This window comes from Brevibacillus sp. MER 51 (genome assembly GCF_023714195.1).
Taxonomy (GTDB): Bacteria; Bacillota; Bacilli; order Brevibacillales; family Brevibacillaceae; genus Brevibacillus.
Genome location: NZ_JAMAUS010000003.1, coordinates 193110 through 216535, shown reverse-complemented (window position 1 = coordinate 216535; position 23426 = coordinate 193110). Strand labels below are relative to the sequence as shown.

At 45.6% G+C, this 23426-nt stretch carries 26 protein-coding genes; 9 read left to right on the top strand and 17 right to left on the bottom strand.

Annotated features, from left to right (window positions below):
• Positions 1 to 71 precede the first annotated feature (71 nt).
• The gene (locus M3630_RS08125) at positions 72 to 1031 is read right to left on the bottom strand and encodes a helix-turn-helix transcriptional regulator (protein WP_251251790.1); all 960 of its coding nucleotides are present in this window, start codon (positions 1029 to 1031) and stop codon (positions 72 to 74) included.
• Between the two features lie 143 nt (positions 1032 to 1174).
• Between M3630_RS08125 and modA the strand changes: the two genes are divergently transcribed.
• From modA to M3630_RS08110, 3 genes are read left to right on the top strand one after another with little or no spacing between them, the layout of a single operon-like run.
• Positions 1175 to 1972, top strand: a complete 798-nt coding sequence (gene modA / locus M3630_RS08120) for a molybdate ABC transporter substrate-binding protein (RefSeq protein ID WP_251251789.1) — start codon at positions 1175 to 1177, stop codon at positions 1970 to 1972.
• 30 nt (positions 1973 to 2002) lie between these two features.
• The gene (gene modB / locus M3630_RS08115) at positions 2003 to 2689 is read left to right on the top strand and encodes a molybdate ABC transporter permease subunit (RefSeq protein ID WP_251251788.1); all 687 of its coding nucleotides are present in this window, start codon (positions 2003 to 2005) and stop codon (positions 2687 to 2689) included.
• Between the two features lie 16 nt (positions 2690 to 2705).
• Positions 2706 to 3371, top strand: coding sequence for an ABC transporter ATP-binding protein (locus M3630_RS08110; RefSeq protein ID WP_251251958.1), 666 nt, complete (start codon positions 2706 to 2708; stop codon positions 3369 to 3371).
• A 29-nt stretch (positions 3372 to 3400) separates the two neighbouring features.
• On the opposite strand, the gene M3630_RS08105 is transcribed toward M3630_RS08110, so the two are convergent.
• Together M3630_RS08105 and M3630_RS08100 are read right to left on the bottom strand one after the other, a co-directional pair.
• Positions 3401 to 4165, bottom strand: coding sequence for a LamB/YcsF family protein (locus M3630_RS08105; RefSeq protein WP_047068803.1), 765 nt, complete (start codon positions 4163 to 4165; stop codon positions 3401 to 3403).
• Positions 4166 to 4309: 144 nt separating this feature from the next.
• Entirely contained in the window at positions 4310 to 4654 is a 345-nt protein-coding gene (locus M3630_RS08100) for a YlbG family protein (RefSeq protein ID WP_007725782.1), read from the bottom strand.
• Positions 4655 to 4729: 75 nt separating this feature from the next.
• Here M3630_RS08100 and M3630_RS08095 point away from each other — a divergent pair, with 75 nt between their 5' ends.
• A complete protein-coding gene (locus tag M3630_RS08095) occupies positions 4730 to 5059 on the top strand; it encodes a hypothetical protein (RefSeq protein WP_047068802.1) in 330 nt (109 codons plus the stop codon).
• 1 nt (position 5060) lies between these two features.
• Here M3630_RS08095 and M3630_RS08090 read toward each other — a convergent pair whose 3' ends face one another.
• Both M3630_RS08090 and M3630_RS08085 read right to left on the bottom strand, forming a co-directional pair.
• A complete protein-coding gene (locus M3630_RS08090) occupies positions 5061 to 5516 on the bottom strand; it encodes a YlbF/YmcA family competence regulator (RefSeq protein WP_173609644.1) in 456 nt (151 codons plus the stop codon).
• A gap of 72 nt (positions 5517 to 5588) precedes the next feature.
• Positions 5589 to 7484 (bottom strand): hypothetical protein, encoded by a 1896-nt coding sequence (locus tag M3630_RS08085; RefSeq protein WP_251251787.1) that lies wholly within the window; start codon positions 7482 to 7484, stop codon positions 5589 to 5591.
• A 61-nt stretch (positions 7485 to 7545) separates the two neighbouring features.
• Between M3630_RS08085 and M3630_RS08080 the strand changes: the two genes are divergently transcribed.
• A complete protein-coding gene (locus M3630_RS08080) occupies positions 7546 to 7986 on the top strand; it encodes a protease complex subunit PrcB family protein (RefSeq protein WP_251251786.1) in 441 nt (146 codons plus the stop codon).
• Between the two features lie 88 nt (positions 7987 to 8074).
• On the opposite strand, the gene M3630_RS08075 is transcribed toward M3630_RS08080, so the two are convergent.
• Positions 8075 to 8494 (bottom strand): thioredoxin domain-containing protein, encoded by a 420-nt coding sequence (locus M3630_RS08075; RefSeq protein WP_173609647.1) that lies wholly within the window; start codon positions 8492 to 8494, stop codon positions 8075 to 8077.
• A 164-nt stretch (positions 8495 to 8658) separates the two neighbouring features.
• Here M3630_RS08075 and M3630_RS08070 point away from each other — a divergent pair, with 164 nt between their 5' ends.
• The 3 genes from M3630_RS08070 (at position 8659) to M3630_RS08060 (ending at position 12398) form a co-directional block, all read left to right on the top strand.
• Entirely contained in the window at positions 8659 to 10326 is a 1668-nt protein-coding gene (locus M3630_RS08070) for a ribonuclease J (RefSeq protein ID WP_251251785.1), read from the top strand.
• 64 nt (positions 10327 to 10390) lie between these two features.
• Positions 10391 to 11206, top strand: coding sequence for a copper amine oxidase N-terminal domain-containing protein (locus tag M3630_RS08065; RefSeq protein ID WP_251251784.1), 816 nt, complete (start codon positions 10391 to 10393; stop codon positions 11204 to 11206).
• A 76-nt stretch (positions 11207 to 11282) separates the two neighbouring features.
• Entirely contained in the window at positions 11283 to 12398 is a 1116-nt protein-coding gene (locus M3630_RS08060; RefSeq protein ID WP_251251957.1) for a copper amine oxidase N-terminal domain-containing protein, read from the top strand.
• 38 nt (positions 12399 to 12436) lie between these two features.
• On the opposite strand, the gene M3630_RS08055 is transcribed toward M3630_RS08060, so the two are convergent.
• From M3630_RS08055 to M3630_RS08005, 11 genes are all read right to left on the bottom strand, one after another.
• Positions 12437 to 13006, bottom strand: a complete 570-nt coding sequence (locus M3630_RS08055) for a manganese catalase family protein (RefSeq protein ID WP_007725798.1) — start codon at positions 13004 to 13006, stop codon at positions 12437 to 12439.
• A 21-nt stretch (positions 13007 to 13027) separates the two neighbouring features.
• Positions 13028 to 13300 (bottom strand): spore coat protein CotJB, encoded by a 273-nt coding sequence (locus tag M3630_RS08050; protein WP_173609651.1) that lies wholly within the window; start codon positions 13298 to 13300, stop codon positions 13028 to 13030.
• Positions 13297 to 13524 carry a spore coat associated protein CotJA gene (locus M3630_RS08045; protein ID WP_173609652.1) on the bottom strand — a complete coding sequence of 76 codons (228 nt, stop codon included), beginning with the start codon at positions 13522 to 13524 and terminating at the stop codon, positions 13297 to 13299. Before M3630_RS08045 ends, M3630_RS08050 begins: the two co-directional genes overlap by 4 nt.
• 115 nt (positions 13525 to 13639) lie before the next feature.
• A complete protein-coding gene (locus M3630_RS08040; protein WP_251251956.1) occupies positions 13640 to 14500 on the bottom strand; it encodes a cupredoxin domain-containing protein in 861 nt (286 codons plus the stop codon).
• Positions 14501 to 14734: 234 nt separating this feature from the next.
• Complete coding sequence (locus M3630_RS08035) at positions 14735 to 15058, bottom strand: metal-sensitive transcriptional regulator (protein ID WP_173609653.1); 324 nt, start codon at positions 15056 to 15058, stop codon at positions 14735 to 14737.
• Between the two features lie 43 nt (positions 15059 to 15101).
• Complete coding sequence (locus tag M3630_RS08030) at positions 15102 to 15728, bottom strand: NAD(P)/FAD-dependent oxidoreductase (RefSeq protein WP_173609654.1); 627 nt, start codon at positions 15726 to 15728, stop codon at positions 15102 to 15104.
• Positions 15729 to 15830: 102 nt separating this feature from the next.
• Complete coding sequence (gene copZ / locus M3630_RS08025) at positions 15831 to 16034, bottom strand: copper chaperone CopZ (RefSeq protein ID WP_173609655.1); 204 nt, start codon at positions 16032 to 16034, stop codon at positions 15831 to 15833.
• Between the two features lie 143 nt (positions 16035 to 16177).
• Positions 16178 to 18628: a bifunctional diguanylate cyclase/phosphodiesterase gene (locus M3630_RS08020; protein WP_251251783.1), complete on the bottom strand. Its 2451-nt coding sequence runs from the start codon at positions 18626 to 18628 to the stop codon at positions 16178 to 16180.
• Positions 18629 to 18666: 38 nt separating this feature from the next.
• Positions 18667 to 21117, bottom strand: coding sequence for an EAL domain-containing protein (locus M3630_RS08015; RefSeq protein WP_251251782.1), 2451 nt, complete (start codon positions 21115 to 21117; stop codon positions 18667 to 18669).
• A gap of 195 nt (positions 21118 to 21312) precedes the next feature.
• Positions 21313 to 21495, bottom strand: a complete 183-nt coding sequence (locus M3630_RS08010; protein WP_251251781.1) for a hypothetical protein — start codon at positions 21493 to 21495, stop codon at positions 21313 to 21315.
• A 349-nt stretch (positions 21496 to 21844) separates the two neighbouring features.
• Positions 21845 to 22555 (bottom strand): thermonuclease family protein, encoded by a 711-nt coding sequence (locus tag M3630_RS08005; RefSeq protein ID WP_251251780.1) that lies wholly within the window; start codon positions 22553 to 22555, stop codon positions 21845 to 21847.
• Positions 22556 to 22692: 137 nt separating this feature from the next.
• On the opposite strand from M3630_RS08005, the gene M3630_RS08000 reads away from it, so the two are divergent.
• Positions 22693 to 23304: a hypothetical protein gene (locus M3630_RS08000; protein ID WP_251251779.1), complete on the top strand. Its 612-nt coding sequence runs from the start codon at positions 22693 to 22695 to the stop codon at positions 23302 to 23304.
• The last annotated feature ends 122 nt before the right edge of the window (positions 23305 to 23426 follow it).

The window sequence follows — 23426 nt, the reverse complement described above, 5'->3', positions numbered from 1 at the left end:
CGATGATCTTTCTGTGAAAATAAAAAGCCGCCACTCATTGTATCGTAATGATTGGCAGCTTACTTTAGTGTTTACCAGGTTTCGTACATAATTTTTCCGGTCTGGCTCAGATCATATCCCCCGACTGCTTCCAGTTCCTTTTGAAATGGACGCGACCCGAGAACATCAAGCACTGCCTGAATGAGCTGCTCGTTGTCCTTGTATTTCAACAAGACGAGGTCATATCGCTCACGAATAGTAGGGACAAACTCCACTCCGACGAGTGAAGCTGCCTTTTCAATGCCCACCCCTACGTCTGCCTCGCGCCGTGCTACTACCCCTGCGACTGCCAGGTGATTGGACTCTTCCCGTTCATAGCCAATCACGTCACTCCCCGCTATTTTTGCCAATCGAAACTGCTCTTCAATCAACGTGCGTGCACCTGACCCTTTTTCCCGATTGACCATGCGAATGCCCGGCTTCGTGAAATCGCTCCATGCTTTCATCTGTTTCGGATTGCCTGCCTGAACGTAAAATCCGGCCCAACGTGACAACATATTGATGACAACATAACGATGCCCACACAAAATGCGACGAATATACGGGACATTGTATTCATTGGTATCCCCATCGTACAAGTGAGTGCTGACGATATCAGCCTTACCCGTATACATCGCCACAAGGCTGTTCAGAGAGCCAACGTACGAGCGAAGCGGTCGGTATGCCTCATCCTTTTTCTCCAAATGCCCAGCCAGTAGGTCCAAGCTCACATCCTGCCCGCTGATAATGATATTGCGACCTGTGCCAGCCTGTTCATGTCGTGACGTCTGCTGAGCTTGTCCTGTCTGCGGGATGCTGACGGCTGAGGCTTGTCTGTATTCCCCCTTTGCCTTCGCCTTGTACGCTTCCAGATCGCTTTCGTCTACGCGCATTTGCCGACCGACCCGATATGCAGGCAGCTCGCCTTTTTTAATCAAGTCGTAGACCGTCAGCTTAGAAATACGTAGAATTTTTGCTATTTCTTCGGTGGTGTAAGAATTTTGTTGACTCATGTCCCGCCTCCGTTATCTCCTTTGCTCTATTTTCAAACAAGTGTCGTAAAATCGCAATTGATTATTCATTACGAATCCATATAATCTAATTATATCCAGTTATAATTAATTATAACTAAATATAATTATGGGGGTCCTTTTTTATGAAGAAGCACTGGTTAGCCTTATTGACAGCATTTTGCTTGATGGTGACTGCTTGCTCGACAACGCAAACAGCGCCACAAACAAGTGAGCCAGCCAAAACCGATGCAGCAAAGGTAGAACTGATGATTTCTGCTGCTGCCAGCTTGACAGATGCCTTGAATGAGTTGAAAATCCAATACGAAACGGAACACCCGGGAACGACCCTCACCTTTAACTTCGGAGGCTCTGGCAAACTTGCTACACAGATTACACAAGGCGCTCCGTCTGACGTATTTTTGTCTGCAAGTAAAAAAGACATGGACGGTCTAGCGGAACAGCAACTGATTGCCAAAGACACACGCCAAGACTTCACGCAAAACTCGCTTGTTCTCATTGCGGGTAACACAAGTGCTGTCGCTATCTCTTCTTTTGAAGAGCTGAACAACTCAGCAATCAAGCATATTGCCGTCGGTGAGCCTGATACAGTCCCGGCAGGACGATATGCAAAAGAAACATTGGATACGCTGAAAATGTGGGATTCTCTTTCGGCACAAATGGTATTTGGCAGCGATGTTCGCCAAGTCTTGACCTTCGTAGAATCCGGTAACGCCGAAGTCGGCATTGTCTACTCCAGTGATGCCGCAGCTTCGAAAAATGTTAAGGTTTTGGCGACAGCAAAGCCTGAATGGCACAAGCCGATCGTTTATCCAGGTGCAGTCGTCAGCGCATCGAAGAACCCAGATGCAGCAAAAGCTTTTCTAGCCTACTTGACAAGCGATAAAGGAAAAGCGATCTTACAGAAGTACGGGTTTCAATAAACCAAACGAATCGAATTGGAGGTGGCAAGCGTGATCGAAACCAATCTTACTCCTTTGATGCTCTCCCTTAAAGTTGCTGCGCTCTCCACCTCCTTTGTATTCATCCTGGGGATGGTTTTTGCAAGGTGGATGACACAAAAAGATTTTTTGGGGAAGAATGTGCTTGAGTCCTTCTTTTTGCTTCCGCTTGTTCTCCCTCCCACTGTTGTTGGCTTCGGCTTGTTGCTGCTTTTCGGAAAAAATGGTTTTCTCGGTCAGCTTCTGCATGAATGGTTCAATATTACCGTCGTCTTTACGCTGACAGGAGCCGTTATTGCCTCGATTGTCGTTTCCTTTCCGTTGATGTATCAGAGTGCAGTCGCTGCTTTCACAGGAGTTGATCGCCGTTTGGAGAATGCGGCACGCACGATGGGTGCTTCCGAATGGCGATTATTCTGGACCGTTACCTTTCCGTTGGCTTGGCCTGGCCTGTTGGCAGGGTTTGTTCTTTCTTTTGCACGTGGTTTAGGGGAGTTTGGCGCTACGCTGATGCTCGCAGGCTATATCCCTGGGAAAACCGATACGATTCCCGTCGCCATTTATTTTGCTGTTGAGGCTGGTCAAATGGATAAGGCATTGTTTTGGGTCGTCATTATTGTTTCCTTGGGGATGGGTACGACTCTCTGGCTGAATTGGTGGAGTCGTCGCAATGTGCGCAGGTACGCCAATCAAAAGTAAGGCAGGTGAATGGTCATTGCTCTTTGTCCACATACAGAAGCGTTTGCCTGATTTTACTCTGGATGTGTCCTTTTCGGTGCAAAAGGAAATTGTCGTGCTGTTCGGACCATCCGGCTCTGGCAAAACAACGATATTGAACAGTATTGCAGGTCTGGTTCATCCTGATGCGGGTGTAATCCAATTAAACGAGAACATCTTTTATCGAGAAGGACAGAAGCCGCTCCCTGTACAAAAACGCAACATCGGGTATTTATTTCAAGATTATGCGCTGTTCCCTCACATGACCGTCGAGCAAAATGTTCGCTACGGCTTGAAAAAGGGGCATGAGCTGAATGTAGAACCATTGTTGTCCACGGTAGGAATCGATCATCTGTTGCAAAAATATCCTCACCAGTTATCCGGGGGACAAAAACAACGGGTGGCACTTGTACGAGCGCTGGCGACTGAACCAGACATTCTGCTCCTTGATGAGCCTTTATCCGCGCTGGATGCGGATACCCGTAAACAATGCCAAGATGAGTTGCTTCGCCTTCACGCCATGTGGAACATCCCGTTTCTGCTGGTCACCCATGATCGTGAGGAAGCCGAGAAGCTCGCTGATGTCATTTTCCTGATTGACAACGGCACAATCAAAGAACGGAAAAATGAAAAAAGCCATTCAGCAACGTCCCTCTCCCGATAATGGGATGGCATTGCTGGATGGCTTTTTACCTATCGAGCTGTGATTGGTTCAATTTTTACATCGTTTTGCTTTGCCCACTTATGTACTTCGCCAAGGAATTGCAGTACGTCATGGCTCTCGTGATGGACACAAAGGGTATCGGCTGCCAAGTCAATGTGCTCGCCATTAACCGTCATTACTCTTTGTTTTAAAACGAGCTGACGTGTCTGCTCCATGCGTTCTTCCTTGCTGATCAGCACGCTTCCTTCCAACTCACGCGGGGCCAATCGACCATTCGGCAAATAAGCCCGCTCTGCAAATACTTCCTCTGCCACCTGTAGCCCGTGTTCCAACCCTGCCTCTACAAGTTTGCTGCCGGACAGTGCATAGAGGATCAGCTCTTCATCAATATCCGCAATGGCTTGAACTACCGCTTCGGCGAGCTCTGGCCGTTCGGCCGCTTCGTTATACAGCGCGCCATGCAACTTTACATGGTGAAGCTCCCCGCCGAGTGCTTTTGTAGTTCCAGCCAAGGCTGCAATTTGATACAGCACCAGCTCATACACTTCATTGACAGACAAGTTCATCGAACGACGTCCGAAGCCTTGAATATCTGCATAGCCGGGATGTGCCCCGATTTTCACATCATGCTTGAGTGCAGCTTCGATTGTTCTGCAAATAATATGGGGATCCCCTGCATGCAATCCGCAAGCAATATTAACGGAGGTGATCCATTTCATAATCCCCAAATCCTCTGATTGTCGACCTCTGCTGAAGCCCTCTGCCATATCGCAGTTAATATCCAGATGAATCATGTATGCTCACCTTTCTTTCGCTAATCTATCTCTTGAAAACGCATTCATGCGCGTGACTTCTCGTTTTCTTCCACTTTAGCATACCATGTACGCCAGTTTAACAAAAGCAAAAAAGCTGCCGAAAAATGGCAGCTTATGAACAACTTATGTCGAACCAACGGTTGCTTGACTGCTTTCTTCTGTCTGTAAGGTCTCTGCTAGTGCCATAACCTGGTTCTTTTCTTGTTTATAATCGTATTCCTTTGCCTTATCCGGTCTGGCATTGTTGTACTCTACCGGGATCTCGTGGCGATGGGAACGTTCAATTTTCGTTACAAAGTGCAGCTTTTCCATAATGCGAATCGTTTCGTCCAACAAATTGGCATCCACATACATCGAAACGTAATTTAAGCGCTTGGAGATGTAATGAATGGTGCCAAATTTGCGTAAATTTTTGGCGGCACGCGTGTTTTTCACCCACACGGCGACCCCCAGGCGTCGCTCTCTCATGTTTTGCCGTCGGTCTCCTTCCCAATCGTGGTATACTTACTGGTGAAAGCTTATTACAGAAAGGAATCGTGGTCTATGCTGGCTACGTTTTATCATCAATTTGAGGAAGCGCTTCACCGCGAAAAAATCGTGACCCATAGCAGTTGGCAAACATATGCAGGCCAGCTCTTTTTCTATGTATGCAGTACGCTCCCTGCTCCTCTCTTAACGAAGCAGCTCATGGAAACAGGAGAGCGCCTGACCACTGATACCAAATTACAGCCAGAATGCATTTACGTGCGTTCAGATGACGTCCAACATGTGTATCGCTTCCGCTTTCGCGTACCTGACGAAAAGCAATTTTGCTGTGGCAATCTTTGTGAAGACTGTTTTCTGCTGCGTCAAAATGAATCTGGAACAGCGTAAATTACGATGGCTTTTTCACGCTGCAGCCACAGCTTCCGCCTGTCCCGCAACCGCTGCCCTGCGCCTCTAAAAACGGATTGTTGCTCGGTACCTTGATCGTTTCCGAGACGGAATGAGCAATGGTTCTACTCACCTGATACAAGAGTTCATCCAGAGCATCTTCTGCTCGCTTGAATGCCTGTACGGAATCCCTCAGTTCAATGCTGCGCTTCAGTTCCCGTACTTCTTTGGATATATGATTGTAATCCGGGTGATACTTCCCGAACCGTTGCACATCTTCGTACTGTTCCTTCTTAGCCTCGAACACGACGAGCAGACGTTGCACTTCCTCATCTGCTTCCATTTGGCGTTTGGCCTCCAGATACTCTGAGACCTCGCGCGATTGGTTAATCATCGTGGACAGCTCATGAGACTCCATGATCAACTGTGACATATCCACAGCTTCCAATGTTTCCATAAAGCGAGACCTCCTTTCGCCGTAAAGCTTGAAAACTTTACGTCATTCCTGATTGTATCACGATGCACACCCTTAGTACAGATATTCGGGCACTACAATGCGCACTCGCTCGATGTTCTCGAGACGGTAAGACTGTTTGCCGCCCTGTCCGGCAATCGTAACCATCCAGTACCCCATTTCCAGGCGTACCTCTGTTGGTAGCCCGCGCAGCTTTTCTTTTCCACTTTGCTGGATCTCGACTTCCAGCTTCAGTTCTATTGCGCGCTTAAACAAATCCCGCATCGATTGTGGATGATACGATTGGAAATGCTTCGTCCACATTTTGGGAAGGGCTGCGATTTGCTCATTTTGCTCAGGGAACGTGTTTTCTATAGCATAACCGTCCCAGGGCCGTTCAATGAGAAGCAGGCCCTTATTTCCCGCTTGATTGTTTTGAAGTGGCTGGAGCTCCTTGCCTGCACTAGCAACATGCGCCAGTACTTGTGGTTCATAACCGAAGTGCCGTAGTAAACGAATCAATTCTTTTTCCTGCGTGAACGGAATCAAAAACGAAGTCGGGGAGATCACTTGGGTAAGAAATGGTCGAAAATCAGGAATTTCGCGCCATTCCTCCAGAAATCCAGCATGTGCTGTCCGCACGAGGAAGTACGGCTCCATTTGAATCTGCCTCGCTGTTCTCGCCCATTGGCTCACAACCTCAATCAAGCTTTCAGGCAACGGATGAACACAGGAGGCACGGAGCTTTTCGATGACTTGCTCCTCCGTCCCTCCTTGGGCCAAATACGATTGCAACACCCTTGCTTGCAATTCACCCCGAATCAATTGCCCATCAAATTGGATCTGGCAAAATCGGCTGATCTCCCATACTTCCAGCAACGGGACAAGCGGAGGGATTGTAATGGCACCTGTGGGGTCCACAAACCAGCCTTCCTCCGCCGACAATCGCGGCAAGCTGCTCCAACGCCAAAAAATCATTCGATTCTCGTCCATTCCGAGCTGAATCCATCCCAAGCCTAACAGCAAATGCAGCCATTGCTCCACAATTAGCTCCCCTGCATTGTCGGGCAATGGGAATCCGGCGTCTTTTAACATGCGCAATTGCTCATGGATGGAGCACCACTGCTCGACTGGAACCTGTCTCATCAATTGAATGAAAAATTCCCACCAGTCTCCATGCGGCAAAAATTGTTCCATGACGAGTTGGTACATCTCTTCCCAACGTACGAGAGGAGGTTGCTGCAACCATTGCTTCGTTCGATTGAGATCGAGGACAAGTTCCCGCTCTTCCCTATGCACCAAGCTCAGTCTGAGCGCAATATCGAGGACAACGGTCAAGGATAAGCCCTCTCTCTGTTCCTGATCGATCGGCGGAATGATGATTCCTTTTACATGCTCATCTGTTAACGAGAGCAGCGGCAGCATTTTTTGCGACATCCTGCGATGAATACTTCCTTTTTGCGTAATGGGAATTTGATTGTCCCGAACAAACAACAAAAGCCCAAAAAGATCCAGCTGTATCCCTCTGCCTGCTGATATATAATAAGGGAGCGTTTTTGAAAGAGAAACAAAAGCCTGAGAGGCTTCCGGCAGCATTAGATTCGTCAACTGCTCGCGAACCTCCTGTGGCATCAAATAGCCAATCTCACTCCACATTTTCCGTACAGTCAAGATCAGTCCAAGCCGTCGCAATTTCGTCAAGCCGACTGACAGATGTCTGTGCTCTTTTGCCGTTTCGCGTTCCCAAGTTCGTTTGCTAAAAAAACCTCTCGTCGCTTTGGTTACGAAAAGCCGGATAACGGTTCGTTCCAGCTCATCTGCCTGTCTCCATACTTGCCCAATAAAAACCGGGTCCAATAATCTCGCTGTTAAATCTTGCTCTTCGGCAATCTGATATCGTTTGGTTTGTTCATGTAGAATCGCTTGTCGCGTTGATTCGGACAGGTATTCCAGCGAATCCTTCACACGCACGCCTGTCACCTCGGTCTATATGATGTTCGATTCATTACTTTTACCAATTGGAGGGATCTTGATGTTGCATGTATTTCCTAGTTTACTCTTAACGGCAACCTTGGCAGTAACGGGTACACAAGTCTTGTCACCTCAACATCCTACCGTATCTGAGCCTGTAGCGAAAGAGGCTGTACAAGCAGATGCTGTTTACGAGGCCGTTGCTGCTCCCTATCCTCCTGCCGTGCAGGAAGCTTTGAAAAAAGTTCGAAAAAATGGCGGACACACCATTGTTCGTGCCAATGGAAAATCCTATGTTGTCGTAGGTGCAGGACAGCGCCCGACAGGAGGATATCGTTTAGTGGCGGATCAAGTCAAGCGGACTGGCCCTCATGCCTTTGCCGTACACGTTCGGGTACAAGCACCCGCTCCAGGTTCGATGAAAACCCAAGTCATCACCTATCCGACTTTGGTGATTGCCCTGCCAGACCAGCAAGCAAAAGTCAATGTGCATATGCGTTAGTCTATCCATGAAAAAAGCCGACAGTTCGAAAGCCACAAGGCGTATCGAAGTCGGCTTTTTTCCTTTTCCCTACAGTACCCTTTGCTTATCAGGGCTTTACCTCAATGGAAAAGCTCTCTGCAACACCATACGACTCGTGGTTATTATGGGCCAATTCTACCTTGACCTCATGCTTCCCAGCAGGGATATCCTTCAATACATAGCTAGGCTCAAATACTTTGGCGATCTTTTTGCCGTCGAGGTACAGATGTACATGACCTTCCCCGTGCTTGTTTTCTTTTCCCATGTTTTCGAGGGAAAAAGAGAAGTTCGTAACAGCCAATTTGAGCTGCAAATCATCTTTTTCAAGGGTATGCGTCACAGCGAGTGTCGGCGCTGCATGATGAGCGTGCGACTCGTCTGCTACCACTTCGGTTTGCGCTTGTTGGTTCGCATACACAAACCATTCCACACCAGCCGCAATGGCAATCAATAGAAACAAGCGGAAAAGAAATCGTTTGGTTTTCACCGGAGCTGCTCCCTTCCAAAATGAGTCTTACCCCAGTGTGCCCGACTCCTGTTTGGTTCATTCATCCATTTTTACTGCATGATCTCCCCTGCTATCCATACATACTCAGCTTTCCAATAGGCAAAAGTAACCACAAGATGCTTTGGGGAGGTCATAGACTGCTTATGAATACATCGAATGAAACTCTTTCTATTTTTGCTTTAGGAGGAGTATATGAAATCGGCAAAAACATGTACGGGATTCAATATGGGGATGAAATTGTCCTCATCGATTGTGGCTCGAAGTTCCCGGATGAGAGTTATTTAGGAATTGATCTGATCATACCGGACATTAGTTATCTGCTGGAAAATCAAGAAAAAGTCCGAGCCTTGATTGTCACGCATGGGCATGAGGATCACATCGGGGGCATTCCTTATTTTTTGCGACAACTAAACGTCCCTGTGTATGGTACCCGCTTAACGTTAGGTCTGATCGAATTAAAGCTGAAGGAGCATAATTTGCTTCATCAGTCCACCCTCATCTCCATCGATCGTGACTCTACTATTTCATTGGGCTCGCTCTCGATCAGCTTTTTTCAGACGAACCATAGTATCCCCGATTGCTTGGGCGTTGTATTTGAGACAAAAGCAGGCTCCATTGTGCATACGGGCGATTTTAAATTTGATTTAACGCCGGTGCATAAGCAATCCCCCGATTTGCACAGAATGGCTGAAATCGGTCAGAAAGGAGTATTGGCTTTGTTGTCGGAAAGCACCAATGCGGAGCGTCCAGGCTTTACCCCGTCAGAAAAACACGTAGGCGATCGTCTGTTAGAGGCATTTAGTAAGGCACAGCAGAAAATCTTTGTCTCGACGTTCGCTTCCAATGTATACCGTCTCCAACAAGTCATTGATGCCGCAGAAGCAACGAATCGAAAGCTAGCTTTGCTGGGCCGAAGTATGGTCAATGTGGTCAAAATCGCATCGGAACAAGGCTATTTGCATATTCCAGAAGACATGCTGGTGGAAGTAGAAGAAGTAAACGAGCTCGATCCAGCCCGTGTTGCTGTTCTGTGCACGGGAAGCCAAGGCGAACCAATGGCTGCTCTATCCCGGTTGTCGACCTCCGGCTATCGGCACGTGAAAGTAGAACGCGGCGATACTGTGATCCTCTCTTCATCCCCTATTCCAGGGAATGAACGAAATGTAGCGCGCATCGTCGACAACTTGTTTATCATGGGTGCCAACGTTATTTATGGCTCCGGGACGGGTATGCATGTATCCGGTCATGGCTTCCAGGAAGAATTGAAGCTCATGCTCACTCTCATGAAGCCAAAATACTTTATCCCCATTCACGGCGAGTATCGGATGCTCCATCAACATCGTCTGTTGGCTGAATCTGTCGGCGTTGATTTCGAGTCCATTTTCATTGTGAATAACGGAGATGTCGTGGATATTCAGGACGGTGTGGCTATGCAGGAAAGAAAAATCCCTGCTGGAAATACGTTGGTGGATGGTTTAGGAATCGGTGATGTAGGGAATGGAATATTACGGGATCGCAAACATCTTTCGGAAGATGGCATTCTCGTAATCGTTGTGACGCGCAGCAAAACCGACGGCAAGATTTTGTCGGGTCCTGACCTTATTTCTCGCGGATTCATCCATGCCCCGGAATCGGAGGGCCTGTTGGAAGAAGCGACTCGCATTGCATCCGAGGTGATCACCAATTTGCAGGAAGCAAATGTGAGCCAGTGGAACCGCTTGAAACAAGGAATGCGGGAATCGATTGGGAAATTCGTGTATGCCAAAACAAAGCGCAGACCCATGATCCTGCCGATTATTATGGATGTGTGAGGGAAAAGCCTTCTTTTAGGAGGGCTTTTCCAGCATGTTATTTTCAATCTTGGGGTGATTTGAAATGGTGAAAATGGTTAGACTTTTAGCGTGCCTTCTTGCAATCTTTTTTATTTTCTTTGCTTCAGTTCCAGAGTCTGAAGGGGCAGAACTCAAGGCAAATGTCATTGTAGATTCAATGATTTATGGAAGATCAGAGGACAACAACACGTTTTTTATTTATGCCCTATTACTTAATCTAGGTGAAGCAACCGCTACAAATTTTAGCTACGCAGGTCTCTCATTTGAGGGCAAAAACGGAATGGACCACTTCTACCCCGAAACTAGCCACACTGTTATCAATTCATCGTTGAAGCTAGAGCCGGGACATTTTGTAGAAGCAAAATTTGAACTGCCCTTAGATTTTATTGATTCTAGGTTTAAAAACATAAATGACATCAGAAAAATTAGTATTTTGATTCTCCGCGATAATTCTGCTCCTTATAAAGAGTACTCAGCAGTGACTGTGACCGTAAATAATAAAAAGCTTGTGCAACAAACCTTTATTGAAAATGATGTCACTTATGTTTCCCTTCGCGAGTTAGCCGACGTTCTTGGTGCTACGATCCAGTGGAATGATCCTACCCAAACGGCAACGCTCATCCTGAGAGACAACTTCATGGAATACGATAGACAAATAGTCATACCGGTTGGCAGTGATCGCTTTATTGATCAAGGTCGCGAAACTACTGTGTCGGGAAAAGCGAAGCTGTACAATAACACCACCCTGGTTGTACCTTTACGAGATATTGTAGAAATGCTGGATTACTATGTTGTTTTTGAACATAAAGGGGGTCAGAAAACCATCGTCGTCATTCCGAATGATCTTCTTTATAGATGAGAAGGGAAAAGCCTTCTTTACTGAATGCTTTTCTAACATGATATTTTCAATCTTGGGGTGATTTGAGTTGGTGAAAATGGTGAGACTTTTTACGTGCCTTGCTTTGAGCTTTTTTATTTTCTTTGCTTCAGTTCCAGTTTCCTTGGCATCATTGGAGAAGAATCCTTTACAATTTGAATTGACTGATTTAACATTCGAAAAAAGACCAGATGGAAGTCGAAAAGCGTCAGGTTTCTTGCGTTGGGGAAATGTCAGTGAATATGAACTTATCAACCTTAAAGGAAGCATTGATCTGTTCAATAAACAAGGGCAAAAAATCAGTTTGAAACCTACATACTTTGAATCCGCTAATTTGGAGCCAGACGATGACCATTTCGATAATTTCGAAATAGTCATCTTTGAAATAACTCCTGAATTTACGCATCCAAATGAAGGGGTTGATTTTAAGCCAACGTATACATTTACATTAGGGAAGAAAGCAGAACCGAGATCAAACATCAAAACGACAATACTGTATACTGAACTAATAGATGAAACGTACATCATAGAGGCCCTATTACTAAATCAAGGAGAGGCAACAGCTACTTTCGAGTACACAGGACTCTTATTAAGAGATATAGATGGCGAAGCTCAGTTCCATCCCGAAGCTACCCACTCTTATGAGATTTCGTCTTCGAAGTTAGAACCGGGAGAATTTGCAAGAGCGACTTTCAAAATACCGATAGATTCTATTAAATCACAAATAAATTACAATCACATTGAAGTTATTGATATACTGTATAACCACAAAGACTCTGCACCATATAAAGAAAACACTTCAATGAGTATAACAGTGGATAACAAAAAGCTTGTTCAACAAGTATTTGCCGAAAACAATGTCACTTATGTTTCCCTTCGAGAACTAGCAGATATACTTGGAGTTACTATCCAATGGGACGATTCTACACAAACCGCAACACTTATCCAAGATAACTATAACACGCTAAAAATTCCAGTTGGCGGCGATCGCTTTGTGCTAAATGGTCAGCCAATCCCTGTCCCTGCAAAAGCGAAGCTGTACAATAACACCATTCTGGTTGTACCGTTACGAGACGTCGCGGAAATGTTGGAATGTCATGTGTTTTTTGCACAAAATCGAGGAAAAAAATCCATCATAGTTGTTCCTCCAGCCTTTGAACAGCAACAGCCATAGAAACAAAAAGAGAGCCCACCAGCTCTCTTTTTTAACATTCAAAATATCTTCTTCGCATCCCGCTCTTCCTTCAAAATCTCTACAGCCTCGCGGAAACGCATAGAGTGGACGACTTCCCGCTCCCGCAAAAACTTCAAGCTGTCCTGCAAATCAACATCGTCGGTCATGTCGATCAGCCATTGATACGTCGCGCGGGCTTTTTCTTCTGCTGCGATATCCTCATACAAATCAGCGATTGGATCGCCCTTGGCAGCGATGTAGGCAGCCGTCCACGGTACACCACTGGCATTGTTGTAAAAGAGCGCCCGATCATGATTGGCGTAATGGTCACCCAGACCAGCTTCCTTCAATTCTTCTACCGTCGCGTCTTTGGTCAGCTTATACACCATCGTGGCAATCATCTCGAGATGCGCAAACTCCTCGGTAGCGATATCCGTTAATAATCCGACCACTTTATTTGGGATTGTATACCGCTGATTCATATAGCGCAAAGCGGCTGCAAGCTCTCCATCTGCTCCTCCGTATTGCTCAATCAAATACTTCGCCATTCTTACATCGCACTTACTGACACGAACCGGATACTGTAGTTTTTTTTCATAGATCCACATCGGTTTCGTTATCCCTCTCTTCTAAACTTGCCAAGGCCATGGATCATCATTCCACTGCCACGGATAGCCTGAATAGCTGCGGCCAAGATTTTGCAAAGGTCCATACAGCCTCTCATACTCGTTTGCCAAAACCCAGCGTTGTTCCGTTAAATCGTTAAACTGCTGGAGCGCATTCTGATCGGTTGGATGGGTATCTAAGTAAAGATTTAGCTCTACCAGCACGAAGTCGATCGCTTGCAACTGTTCAAGCAATGCGTAATATTGTTCATCGCCAAATCTATTTTCAGCTGTCATGTGCCTCCCCTCCCTAAATGACTCAGTCTGGGGTCATATGGGCTAAAAAGCGCCGGCCATAGCGTACCTAATTTCAACGCTTCCATCGGGCTGTATTGCGGCAAGTTCTCCGGCTGAAACTGCATAAAAAGCTGAGGGGGCACCTGGTATGTCTTTACCCGAATCGGCGGACAAGGATCGAAGGGACCAACGTACGGAAAGTAGTCGCGTGTTTGCGAATGCAATGCCAATATCCTCCTCCAACTTGCAATGTCACTTCCTTCATGACTACACTATGCAGCCCACCCAGTAGGCGTGATTGCTACCCCAAAAAGAAAGGCATTCTCCTCCCCCGTTGCTTCATCCCGTCACTTGCAAGCTACCAATCATGCCGCTTTCTTTGTGTCCCGGGATCGTACAATAAAATTCATAGTTTCCTTCCTCCAATGCCTTCCACACTGTTTCAACAGACTCTCCTGGTTTGGCGCGCAAGTGAACCACACCCTCAACCATTCCTCCATGCTGATGTTCACTGCTTGATTCTGAAATCGTAACGATTTTACCATGAGAGGCAACCTTAATATCGTGCTCAACATTGCCAACATTTTGAAAGACGACTTTGATCTCCGTATCTTTTTTAACAGTAAATTGGTTCGGTTTATAGGAAAAGTCGACGGCTGTGAGGGTGATTTCTGTCGCATAAAGCGCCGGGGATGGAAACGGTAACGATTGAAACCAGAAGAAGACGGCAAGCAGCAACACAGCTGGGGTAGCTGGATGATGAAAAAAGGAAGACCACTTCGTTTCTTTTTTATTGAAATCAATCAGCTTGGATACGAGTAGCATACATACGGTATAGAGCATGACGAAAACAAACAGGAGAGGCTCTACTTTTTCACCGGGAACCATTTCTCCCAGCATCGCGCCCATCATCCCGCCCATGACGCCAGATAAGATTCCTTCTACAATACTCAGGATCGACAATGGAACGCCTAGCAAAAACCCAGACAGTCCACCTGCCAGCATTCCCCACATAGTGGATACATAAAGATCTCCCTTGTAAACATCGCCGAAGATCAACCCTCCGATCAGGCCAATCATCATACTGACAGACATTGTGCTCATCATGCCTTGCATATGATCGATTCCTTGCTTTCGTCGCCAAATAAACCATGTGAAGCAAGCATAAGCGAGACTGACGTAGATCAGGACCTGATACACCGCGCTCAAGATACCACCCCCGAGTATATTCCCCTCATTGTAAAGTATGTCCTACGCCAACTAAATAGGACAAAACGAACTAGAAAAGGACACCCTCGTTGAATTCATGCATAGACCGTCGTCTTCGTCTTTTTACTGTTAAAAAACGCCTCCCTGCTTCATTTCAAAACTTGTCCAGATTTTGTACCGTCACACGCTTTCTCCATTATAAAAAAGCTTCATTTCTGAAGCTTTTTATTTCATCAACTTATTCATCGTGGTTAACAGCTCGTCAATGACTGCACTGTCCCCTTCTTGGATGCGCTCAATCACACAGGATTTCATATGTCCTTCCAAAAGGATACGTCCGACTGAATTTAAGGCAGATTGTACTGCAGCAATTTGATTCAAGACATCATCACAATAAGCATCCTTCTCCACCATGCCCTTAATCCCGCGAATCTGCCCCTCAATCCGATTGAGACGCGCCTGCAAGTTTTGCTTGGTTTTTTCTGAATGATGACTGTTTCGATCAGATGTATGACAAGACTGTACAATGTTCAATTCCGCATTTGACAATAAGATTCCCCCTCTAATCATCCTACCAATATTCACATCTCTGTCAGGAAGACAGCCCCAATTCTTTTCGGACATTCTCCAATCCAAATCGCTCGACAAACTTGAAAAACTTCTCTCTCTTTTTCCCTTGCGTCTGATACAACGCAATGATGCTTTGGACGATGGTGGATAATTGTTCTTCCTTCACCTGCTCGATCAGGAGCTGGGCTGTTCTGGCCTCCATTGTTTTCGATTGGCCTCCGACGTAGATTTCAAAGGTTTCTTTTCGCTTGACGATCCCGATATCTTTTACCAACGGCTCTCCACAGGCATTTGGGCAGCCTGTATAACCGACTCTCATCGTAAAAGGAACGGTCATCCCTGCAATCGTGTCATTTAAATTTCTCGCTGCCATAAGCCCTTCAATCTCCGCTCCTTTGCAAAAAGAACAGACTGACAAATTCTTTACAACAGAGCCCGTTTCGTACACGCATAAGCCTTTGTCACGCAGCGCATTTTTGGCAGCCTCCGCCTTCTCTTCATTCATCTCGACAATAAGCTGCTGAAAGATCGAAAGTTCGAGTTGGGCATCCTCGCCAACGATTTGACCGATTGCCATCATATCTGCAGGAGTAAACACAGAACCCCCGACACGAATTTCTGGACTTACGGCAAACTGTACACGCTTCAAAAAGCATTCCTCCTACACTATCTGGATTTGTAATATTCGGTCAACTGATCGATATACGAAAGGCTGCAATTCTACAATCACAGCCTTTCCCGCAACTTTTGCTTAAACGACATCGTATCCTTGATCTTCAATCGTCTCTTTCACATTTTCCAGCGAAACAACAGATTCATCAAAAGTCACGCTTACCTGATTGTCAGCAAGGCTTACCGTTGCTTTGCTAACCCCTTCCAGTTTTTGTAGAGCACCTTCTATAGAGATAACGCAGTGATTGCAGGACATTCCTTGTACGTTCAAAGTGACATTCATTTTACATCCTCCTTTGTTTTTGGGAAACTTACCTCGATTACATTTTACAATACCCCTGTAGGGTATACAATACCCAAATTTACATTTCCTGCTATGTACATTTAAAAAAGCTCCCCATCTATTTAAGACAGGGAGTTATTTGCTTACGCTTCTTGGCTTAGATGCGTTCTTATGGGAACAAAAAACACTTGCTCCACCTCATTCGCTGATAATGGGCGACTGTAATAGTACCCTTGAATTTCCTTGCAATGATTTTCTGTTAAAATATCCAGCTGATCCTTCGTTTCAATGCCTTCTGCAATCACATCCAATTTCAGATGCTTTGCCATCGAAATGATGGTGGCCACAATGGCTTTATCGTTTTCATTTCGAGACAGGTCTGTTATGAAGGAGCGGTCAATCTTTAGCTTGTGAATCGGAAACTTTTTCAAATAGCTCAATGAGCTGTAACCGGTTCCAAAATCATCCAAGCTAATTCTCGTTCCGATTTTGTTTAACTCTTGCAGGATACTGATCGATACTGCCGGATCCATCATCATGCTCTCCGTGATTTCCAGCTCCAAAAAGTGCGGGGCAAGCTTGGTTTCCTCGAGGATATTTTTGATGTACTGGACGAGGTTCCGTTGGTGAAATTGATGGGAGGACAAGTTGACGGAAACGGGTATCAACGGTCCCCCTCCATCATGCCACTGCTTCATTTGCCTGCACGCTTCGCGGAGCACCCATGTACCGATCTCATAGATCAACCCTGTCTCTTCAGCAATAGGGATAAACACTCCTGGTGAAAGCATCCCTTTGGTAGGATGATTCCACCTGACGAGCGCCTCCACTCCGATCATGCGATTACTTTCCGAATGAAATTGAGGTTGGTAGTACACCACCAGCTCTTTTCGTTCAATTGCTTTTCTGAGATCACGTTCTATTTCAATATTTTCCAGCAATTGGACGTCAAATTCGGGCGTGTAGAACAGATGACCATTTTTCCCCTGTTTTTTCACCTCGTACATGGCCGTATCCGCTTTTTTGAGCAGCGCGACAGCATCCGTTCCATGGTCTGGGAAGATTGCCGTTCCGATACTCGCTGATATGTAAAACTCACTGTCTTTTAGCGAGAATGGCTGTTTCAACGCTTCAATGATCTTATCCGCTAAACTCGCCGCTTCCCTGCGGTCCGCTCCTGTTTCGCAAAGGATGGTAAATTCATCTCCACCCATCCGGGCAATTGTGGCGTGGTACCCTTCCGCACTCTTTGCAATTCTGTCGCTGACCCCCTGCAAAAAGATATCGCCGTAGGAGTGACCCAAGGAATCATTGATCATTTTGAAACGATCGATGTCGATAACCATGATGGCAAAGCTCGATAAATCTTGGCTGCTTTTTTCAATGGATTGATGAAGAACTTGATTAAACTTTCTTCGGTTCGGCAAGTCGGTCAGCTCATCGTGATAAGCTAAATATCTGATTTTTTCTTTCACGCGATTCTCTTCGGTAATATCCTTCACAATGATGTGATTCCCCACCACTTCTCCTTCAATCTCAACCGGGACATTGAGTACACTCAACTCTACGCGATTTCCGTTCGGATGAAAAATGGTCGTCTCAAAATTATTCCGATTGGGCTGAAAAGACTGGGCAAAAGAATCTTTGGTGATGTCCCTTTTCTCCTCTACAATATGCATGCCAATTTTCGATACGTGTTGATTGATGAATTCTTCCTCCCGCAATCCACCAATCTTCGTAACAGCTGGGTTCATTTTGATAATACATCCGCCTGTATCTAAGGAAATAATCCCGTACTCATTATTTTTATAAAGGGAACGATACCAGCTTTCACTTTCCTGAATGACCGTATCTTTTTGCGAGAGTCGTTTGTTAATAAACAAGCCGAACAATGTAATGCCGATCAGTAAAAAGGTGGCCAAGACAATGATATAGGCCAAGGTCTCCGGCTCAATCTGCGTTTCCACTTCTGTTGTTGGCAGTTCTGTAACGTAGAAATGCGCTGCAACCATCCCGGTGTAATGCATGCCCGCGATTGCTGCTCCCATTATGAGTGAGCTGCCCAATTTGTATAAATACGCGTATTTTGATTGATCACGGCGAAAGTAAAACAAGAGCCAAAGTGCCGCTGCCGAAGCAGTCGCTGCGATGATAATGGATAAAATGACGATCCACATATCGTATGTAATTTCAATAATCATCGCGGCCATTCCAACGTAATGCATCCCAGATATTCCAGCAGCCATAAGAATTCCCGCGATACCTAGCTGTCTCACATGTAAGTTGCTTTTCGTGACGGTAAACAAGGCTATGCTTGAGACAAAAATAGCAAGGATGACGGATAGGACGACATACTCCATGTCATACAAAACCTTAATGGGGAGGGTAAGTGCCAGCATTCCGACAAAATGCATGGACCAGATTCCAAGCCCCATCGTTGTGGCACCAAAAATCAACCAGAGTAGCTGATGCTTCCCCTTACTTTTACTCACTCTGGCTGCCAGGTTGAGAGCAGAAAAAGAAGCTGCAACCGCGATTAAATAAGATAGTATCACAAGGAAACTGTCGTACGTTCCAAGTATCTGGTGATCCAAGCTCCTTCACCGCTTTCCTTTTGTTAATCTCGATGGTCTCACTTAACCATGCTGCCTGATTCCCCATAACGATTTACCTGCAAAAAGGAATCGATTTCTTTCGCGGGCAGCGGCTTACTGTAAAAGTACCCTTGGACTTCATTACACATTTGTTCCTTTAGAAATTCAACATGTTCGCGTGTTTCTACGCCCTCTGCAATAACGGCAATTTTCATGTTGTGTGCCATGTCGATGATCGTTTTTATAATCGCTTGATTCCGTGGATTCAAATTCCGGACAAAGGATTGATCGATTTTGAGCCGGTCGATCGGAAATTGACTTAGATAGCTCAAAGAACTGTAGCCCGTCCCGAAATCATCGATACTGATGCTAATCCCAAGACCTTTCAAGCGATTCAAAATCCGTATCGTATAGTCTACATTTAGCGCCATGCTTTCCGTGATTTCCAGCTCCAAGAATTGCGGTGATAAGTCTGTTTCTTCGAGGATCGAGGTAATCATCTCAATGAGATTGTTTTGCATAAATTGGCGTAAGGATATATTCACTGCAACAGCCAGTTCTGTATAGCCTGCTTCTTGCCACACTTTTGTTTGCTGGCATGCCGTTCGCATTACCCATTCCCCAAGTGGAACGATTAAGCCTGTTTCTTCTGCGATCGGGATAAATTGAATTGGTGGGATGAGACCGAGGTCTGGATGTTCCCAACGAATCAGCGCCTCCATGCCGATAATCTTGCCGGTGTGCAAATGAATCTTCGGTTGGTAGTGCAGTGTAAATTGTTTCTCATCCAGAGCTTTTCGCAGCTCTCTTTCAAGCTGAAGCTTTTTAGCTAAAACCTGATGCAGCTCCTCCGAGAAAAATTGATAATTATTTTTTCCTTGCTCTTTTGCCAAATACATGGCAGCGTCTGCATGCTTCAGTAGCGCTTCGATATCGTCTCCATCATCCGGATACATGCTGATGCCGATACTTGGTGTGATAACGATTTCGATATGGTCTAACGTAATCGATTCGGACATGCTCGTGATGATTCGCTGCGCAATTTCACCAACCTCCATGTGTGAGACACCTGTGAGAAAGATGGCGAACTCATCTCCACCTAGTCGAGAAACAGAATCTTCTTTTCGCAAACAACCGATGAGACGATTTGCTACTGCTTGTAAAAGGACATCCCCAATGGAGTGGCCAAGCGTGTCATTGATGTTTTTGAAACGATCCAAATCGATGAACATGACGCCGATTTTCTCATTTTTTTGTTTTGCCTTGAGCATGGCCTCAGCCAGTTTTTCATGAAAAAGCGTTCGATTAGGCAGGTTGGTTAAGGAATCGTAATGGGCCATGTAGCGAATCGTTTCTTCTGCCTTTTTTCTCTCGGTGATGTCAATCATGGAGCCTACCATTTCCACGATCTCTCCGTTTTCCTCAATAGGCGACAATGTAATGTAATAATCATTTCCGGATAGTTTCAGTTCGAAGGTAACAGACTCACCAGCAAATGCTCTGCGAAAATAGCTTTCCATTTGCTCCGCTACCTCATATGGAAAGATTTCATACGATGTTTTTCTCAACATCCTCTCAGACGTTAGCCCGAGCTCTTCGGCAATTTTCCCTTCACACAAGGTATAGGTGATGTTTCCTTTTGGATCTGTTACGATCTTGAACACGCAGTTTTGCAAGTTTTGGACCGTCCTGCGAAAATCGTTCTGCAATGCTTCTGCCAATGCTGCCTCTGCTTCAATCCGGTCGGTAATATCCGTACGGATCGAAACATATTGATATGGAACTCCCCGGTCGTCTAAAAATGGCACGATGGTCGTATTCATCCAGTATTCACTGCCGTTTTTGGCGCGGTTCTTCACTTCGCCCTTCCAGACTCGTCCTTGCTTGATCGTTTCCCACATCAATTTAAAAAACGACTTGGAATGATAGCAAGAGTTAATGACCCGATGTGTATTTCCAACCAATTCATCCACTTCGTATCTGGAGATTTCACAAAACTTGTCATTTACATAAGTAATGACGCCTTTATCGTCTGTAATCGCTACAATCGAAGATTCATCAAGTGCATTTTTGATATCGTGCAAGTCCTTCATCGTCTTTGAAAGAGACTCTTCCATCTGCTTTCGTTTCGTGATGTCCGTCCCAATTGCCACGTACTGATAAAGGAAACCACTGTCGTTCATGAACGGCACTAACGTCATGCTAAGCCAGTATTCCGTACCGTCCTTTGCCCGATTTTTCATCTCGCCTTTCCACACTTTTCCTAGGCTGATGGTATCCCATAGCGATTTAAAATAGTTTCTCGGATGGAAACCGGAATCGACGATGTTATGGTTTTTTCCGATTAATTCCTCTCTACTAAACTTGGATATTTGACAGAAGTTGTGATTGACGTAGGTGATGATTCCTTTTTCATCTGTTATCGAAATAACAGATGACTCTTCCAATGCAGATAATGCATACTTTACATCTCTGATTTGATTAAACACATGGCACCCCCGCCTGTTCTCGCATTACAATTGAAACTTACGAATGGAATGCTGCAGCTCTTCTGCCATTTCGGCGAGTGTACTAGAAGCGGTTGTAATCTGTTCCATAGAAGCTGTTTGTTCTCCGCCGCCATTCTTGAAACATGCGCAATTCCCTCTGAAAATTCCACGACGGAAACGGTTCCGTTATTGGCTTCATTGATTTGTCCTGACATTTCTTGTGTTCTTTTCGAGATTCGTTTGACTCGCTATTTCCGTAATAATCGAAACGATTGAACCGACTTCTTTTGATTTTTCGCCGAGCATATTGACCACTTCAGTTGAAGAGCTCACTTTTTGATTAATCCCATTCATTTGTTCGATAGATTTGGCAACCACTTCATTCCCTTCTGTTGCTGTTTTGTTCGCTTCAATGGATGAGCTGATCGCATGCTCAAATGCTCGTTGCTGTCAATTCCTCGGAGGAAGCGGTTACTTGTTGTGAATGGAAGGAGACTCGTTCTAATAAATCTTGCAAATTGTGCTTCATTCGGGAAAAATGGCGGGCAAGTTCACTAATCCCTTTATCTTATGTAACGGCATTTACCATAGGTCTTTTGACCTTTTTTCATCATATAACATCGTTCTGTAACATTTCTGAAATTTTTTTCGACAAGGAAAAAGCCCCGACTGCCAAAGCAGACGAGGCTTACATTTTCATTTATGCGGCTCATGTTTCTTGCATGTCTTATCGTTTTGGCGCCCGAAAACCTGCTTGCTGGGCTTCTTCCTCCGTCGCAAACCACATTTCCGCTTTTGTTTGCTCATAGCTAGCGGAGCCAGGAACGTGATAGATTTTCTCGCCCTTGCTGTTGACATTGCCCTTGATGGTCTTACCTTCTGATGGTGCAGCGTCTGCGGCGGTATTGTTATTGGATGGTTTTTGGGGCTTGGCTTTTTCCTTAGGAGCCCCTGCCTTTTTCCCTTCTAAAGCCCAAAGCCCTCGATTCTGCTCCCGCGCCTCACGCTCGGCTGCCAGGAACAGCTCTGCTTGGGCTACATTCGGTGGGATCGTCATGATCCGGGCGTAGCCGTCACGAACGAGCTTTTCATTGACAAAGGTTCCATCTTCCAAATATACGTAAGCAAGCAAACGCTTGTATTTGTCATAGGGCTCGACATCGAACTTCAGCTTAACCTTTTTACCCGTTAAAAGCTCCTTGGAGTAATTGCTCGCTTCTTTCCCATAAGGTTCGACTGGATGGTTGGGTTTCACTGTCTCCGGGGTATCTACGCCAATCATACGGACTTTTTCCCCGCTGTCCAGCTCGAATGTATCGCCATCAACCACTCGTTTGATCACAGCATCCATCTCGCCGTTAGCTTCTGGTTTGCCGGACGCTCCACAGGCCGATAGCAAAAGAGCCAGTGCGAGCAGATACATAGCAAATCGTTTCATAGACTTCCTTCTCCTCTTCTATGTTGCATTGTTTTCCAGCGTAGTGGATTTGCCCGCGCAGGTCAATAGGAGAGAAAAAAGTACAAACACTCAAGACTTTTGGTAAAATAATGAAAATGGAAAGGGAGCGATTCTTGATGGGTTGGACTGAATTTCAACTTGTACCAAACCAGTACAACGACGAATGCAAAAAAATCGACGAGAGTATTCTTCAGCTACTTCGTGAGCGAAAAGTGCTTGCAAACGGGAAAAGATTAACCCCACCCCAGGAAATCCGACAGGAATGGGCTGAGAAATACGGTATCGATGAAGCTGAACTTGGTTGGTTTATGCACACATTAAATTCTGAAATAAGGCCCGTATTCCCTGACGAGCACGGCGAATTGATCGGTGTGCTGCCAATTATGAAAACAACTGTGCTTGATGGTTTTACCTACACATTGACACATGCCATGCAACACAAGAATTTGAGCATCGTTCATGTCGAGATAAAATCGGGATTGACCGATTATGAAGACATTGGTATGCTACGCCCACATCTCATGCTTGAAATCAAAAGCTCACAGGAGCACCATGTACGCAAAAGCGGAGCGCGCGGCTCTGAGCGAAAAATCTCCCTGCAGTTTATGGTCAGTCCTGCCCTTCCCGATCAACTCGATAGTGTTGGCTTCTCCTTGACCCCCTACGCAGCGCCACGAGAACTGCCACCGCTGGAGTATGTGTTGGATAAAGAAGTCCATTTTGGGTAACGAAAAAAACGACCTTCGCGCAAGGTCGTTTTGTTTATACGTCCAGATTTTAGTCACGATCGGCACTAAACAAGAACAACAGGACGACCACGACAATAATAATCCATATAAATTCCTCGTTC

Excerpts from the sequence above, each read along its gene's own strand:
- M3630_RS08125 (WP_251251790.1), bottom strand. The coding sequence starts at position 1,031 with ATGAGTCAACAAAATTCTTACACCACCGAAGAAATAGCAAAAATTCTA.
- modA (WP_251251789.1), top strand. The coding sequence starts at position 1,175 with ATGAAGAAGCACTGGTTAGCCTTATTGACAGCATTTTGCTTGATGGTG.
- M3630_RS08105 (WP_047068803.1), bottom strand. The coding sequence starts at position 4,165 with ATGATTCATCTGGATATTAACTGCGATATGGCAGAGGGCTTCAGCAGA.
- M3630_RS08100 (WP_007725782.1), bottom strand. The coding sequence starts at position 4,654 with ATGAGAGAGCGACGCCTGGGGGTCGCCGTGTGGGTGAAAAACACGCGT.
- M3630_RS08095 (WP_047068802.1), top strand. The coding sequence starts at position 4,730 with ATGCTGGCTACGTTTTATCATCAATTTGAGGAAGCGCTTCACCGCGAA.
- M3630_RS08090 (WP_173609644.1), bottom strand. The coding sequence starts at position 5,516 with ATGGAAACATTGGAAGCTGTGGATATGTCACAGTTGATCATGGAGTCT.
- M3630_RS08080 (WP_251251786.1), top strand. The coding sequence starts at position 7,546 with ATGTTGCATGTATTTCCTAGTTTACTCTTAACGGCAACCTTGGCAGTA.
- M3630_RS08070 (WP_251251785.1), top strand. The coding sequence starts at position 8,659 with ATGAATACATCGAATGAAACTCTTTCTATTTTTGCTTTAGGAGGAGTA.
- M3630_RS08065 (WP_251251784.1), top strand. The coding sequence starts at position 10,391 with ATGGTGAAAATGGTTAGACTTTTAGCGTGCCTTCTTGCAATCTTTTTT.
- M3630_RS08060 (WP_251251957.1), top strand. The coding sequence starts at position 11,283 with ATGGTGAGACTTTTTACGTGCCTTGCTTTGAGCTTTTTTATTTTCTTT.
- M3630_RS08055 (WP_007725798.1), bottom strand. The coding sequence starts at position 13,006 with ATGTGGATCTATGAAAAAAAACTACAGTATCCGGTTCGTGTCAGTAAG.
- M3630_RS08050 (WP_173609651.1), bottom strand. The coding sequence starts at position 13,300 with ATGACAGCTGAAAATAGATTTGGCGATGAACAATATTACGCATTGCTT.
- copZ (WP_173609655.1), bottom strand. The coding sequence starts at position 16,034 with ATGAATGTCACTTTGAACGTACAAGGAATGTCCTGCAATCACTGCGTT.
- M3630_RS08005 (WP_251251780.1), bottom strand. The coding sequence starts at position 22,555 with ATGAAACGATTTGCTATGTATCTGCTCGCACTGGCTCTTTTGCTATCG.
- M3630_RS08000 (WP_251251779.1), top strand. The coding sequence starts at position 22,693 with ATGGGTTGGACTGAATTTCAACTTGTACCAAACCAGTACAACGACGAA.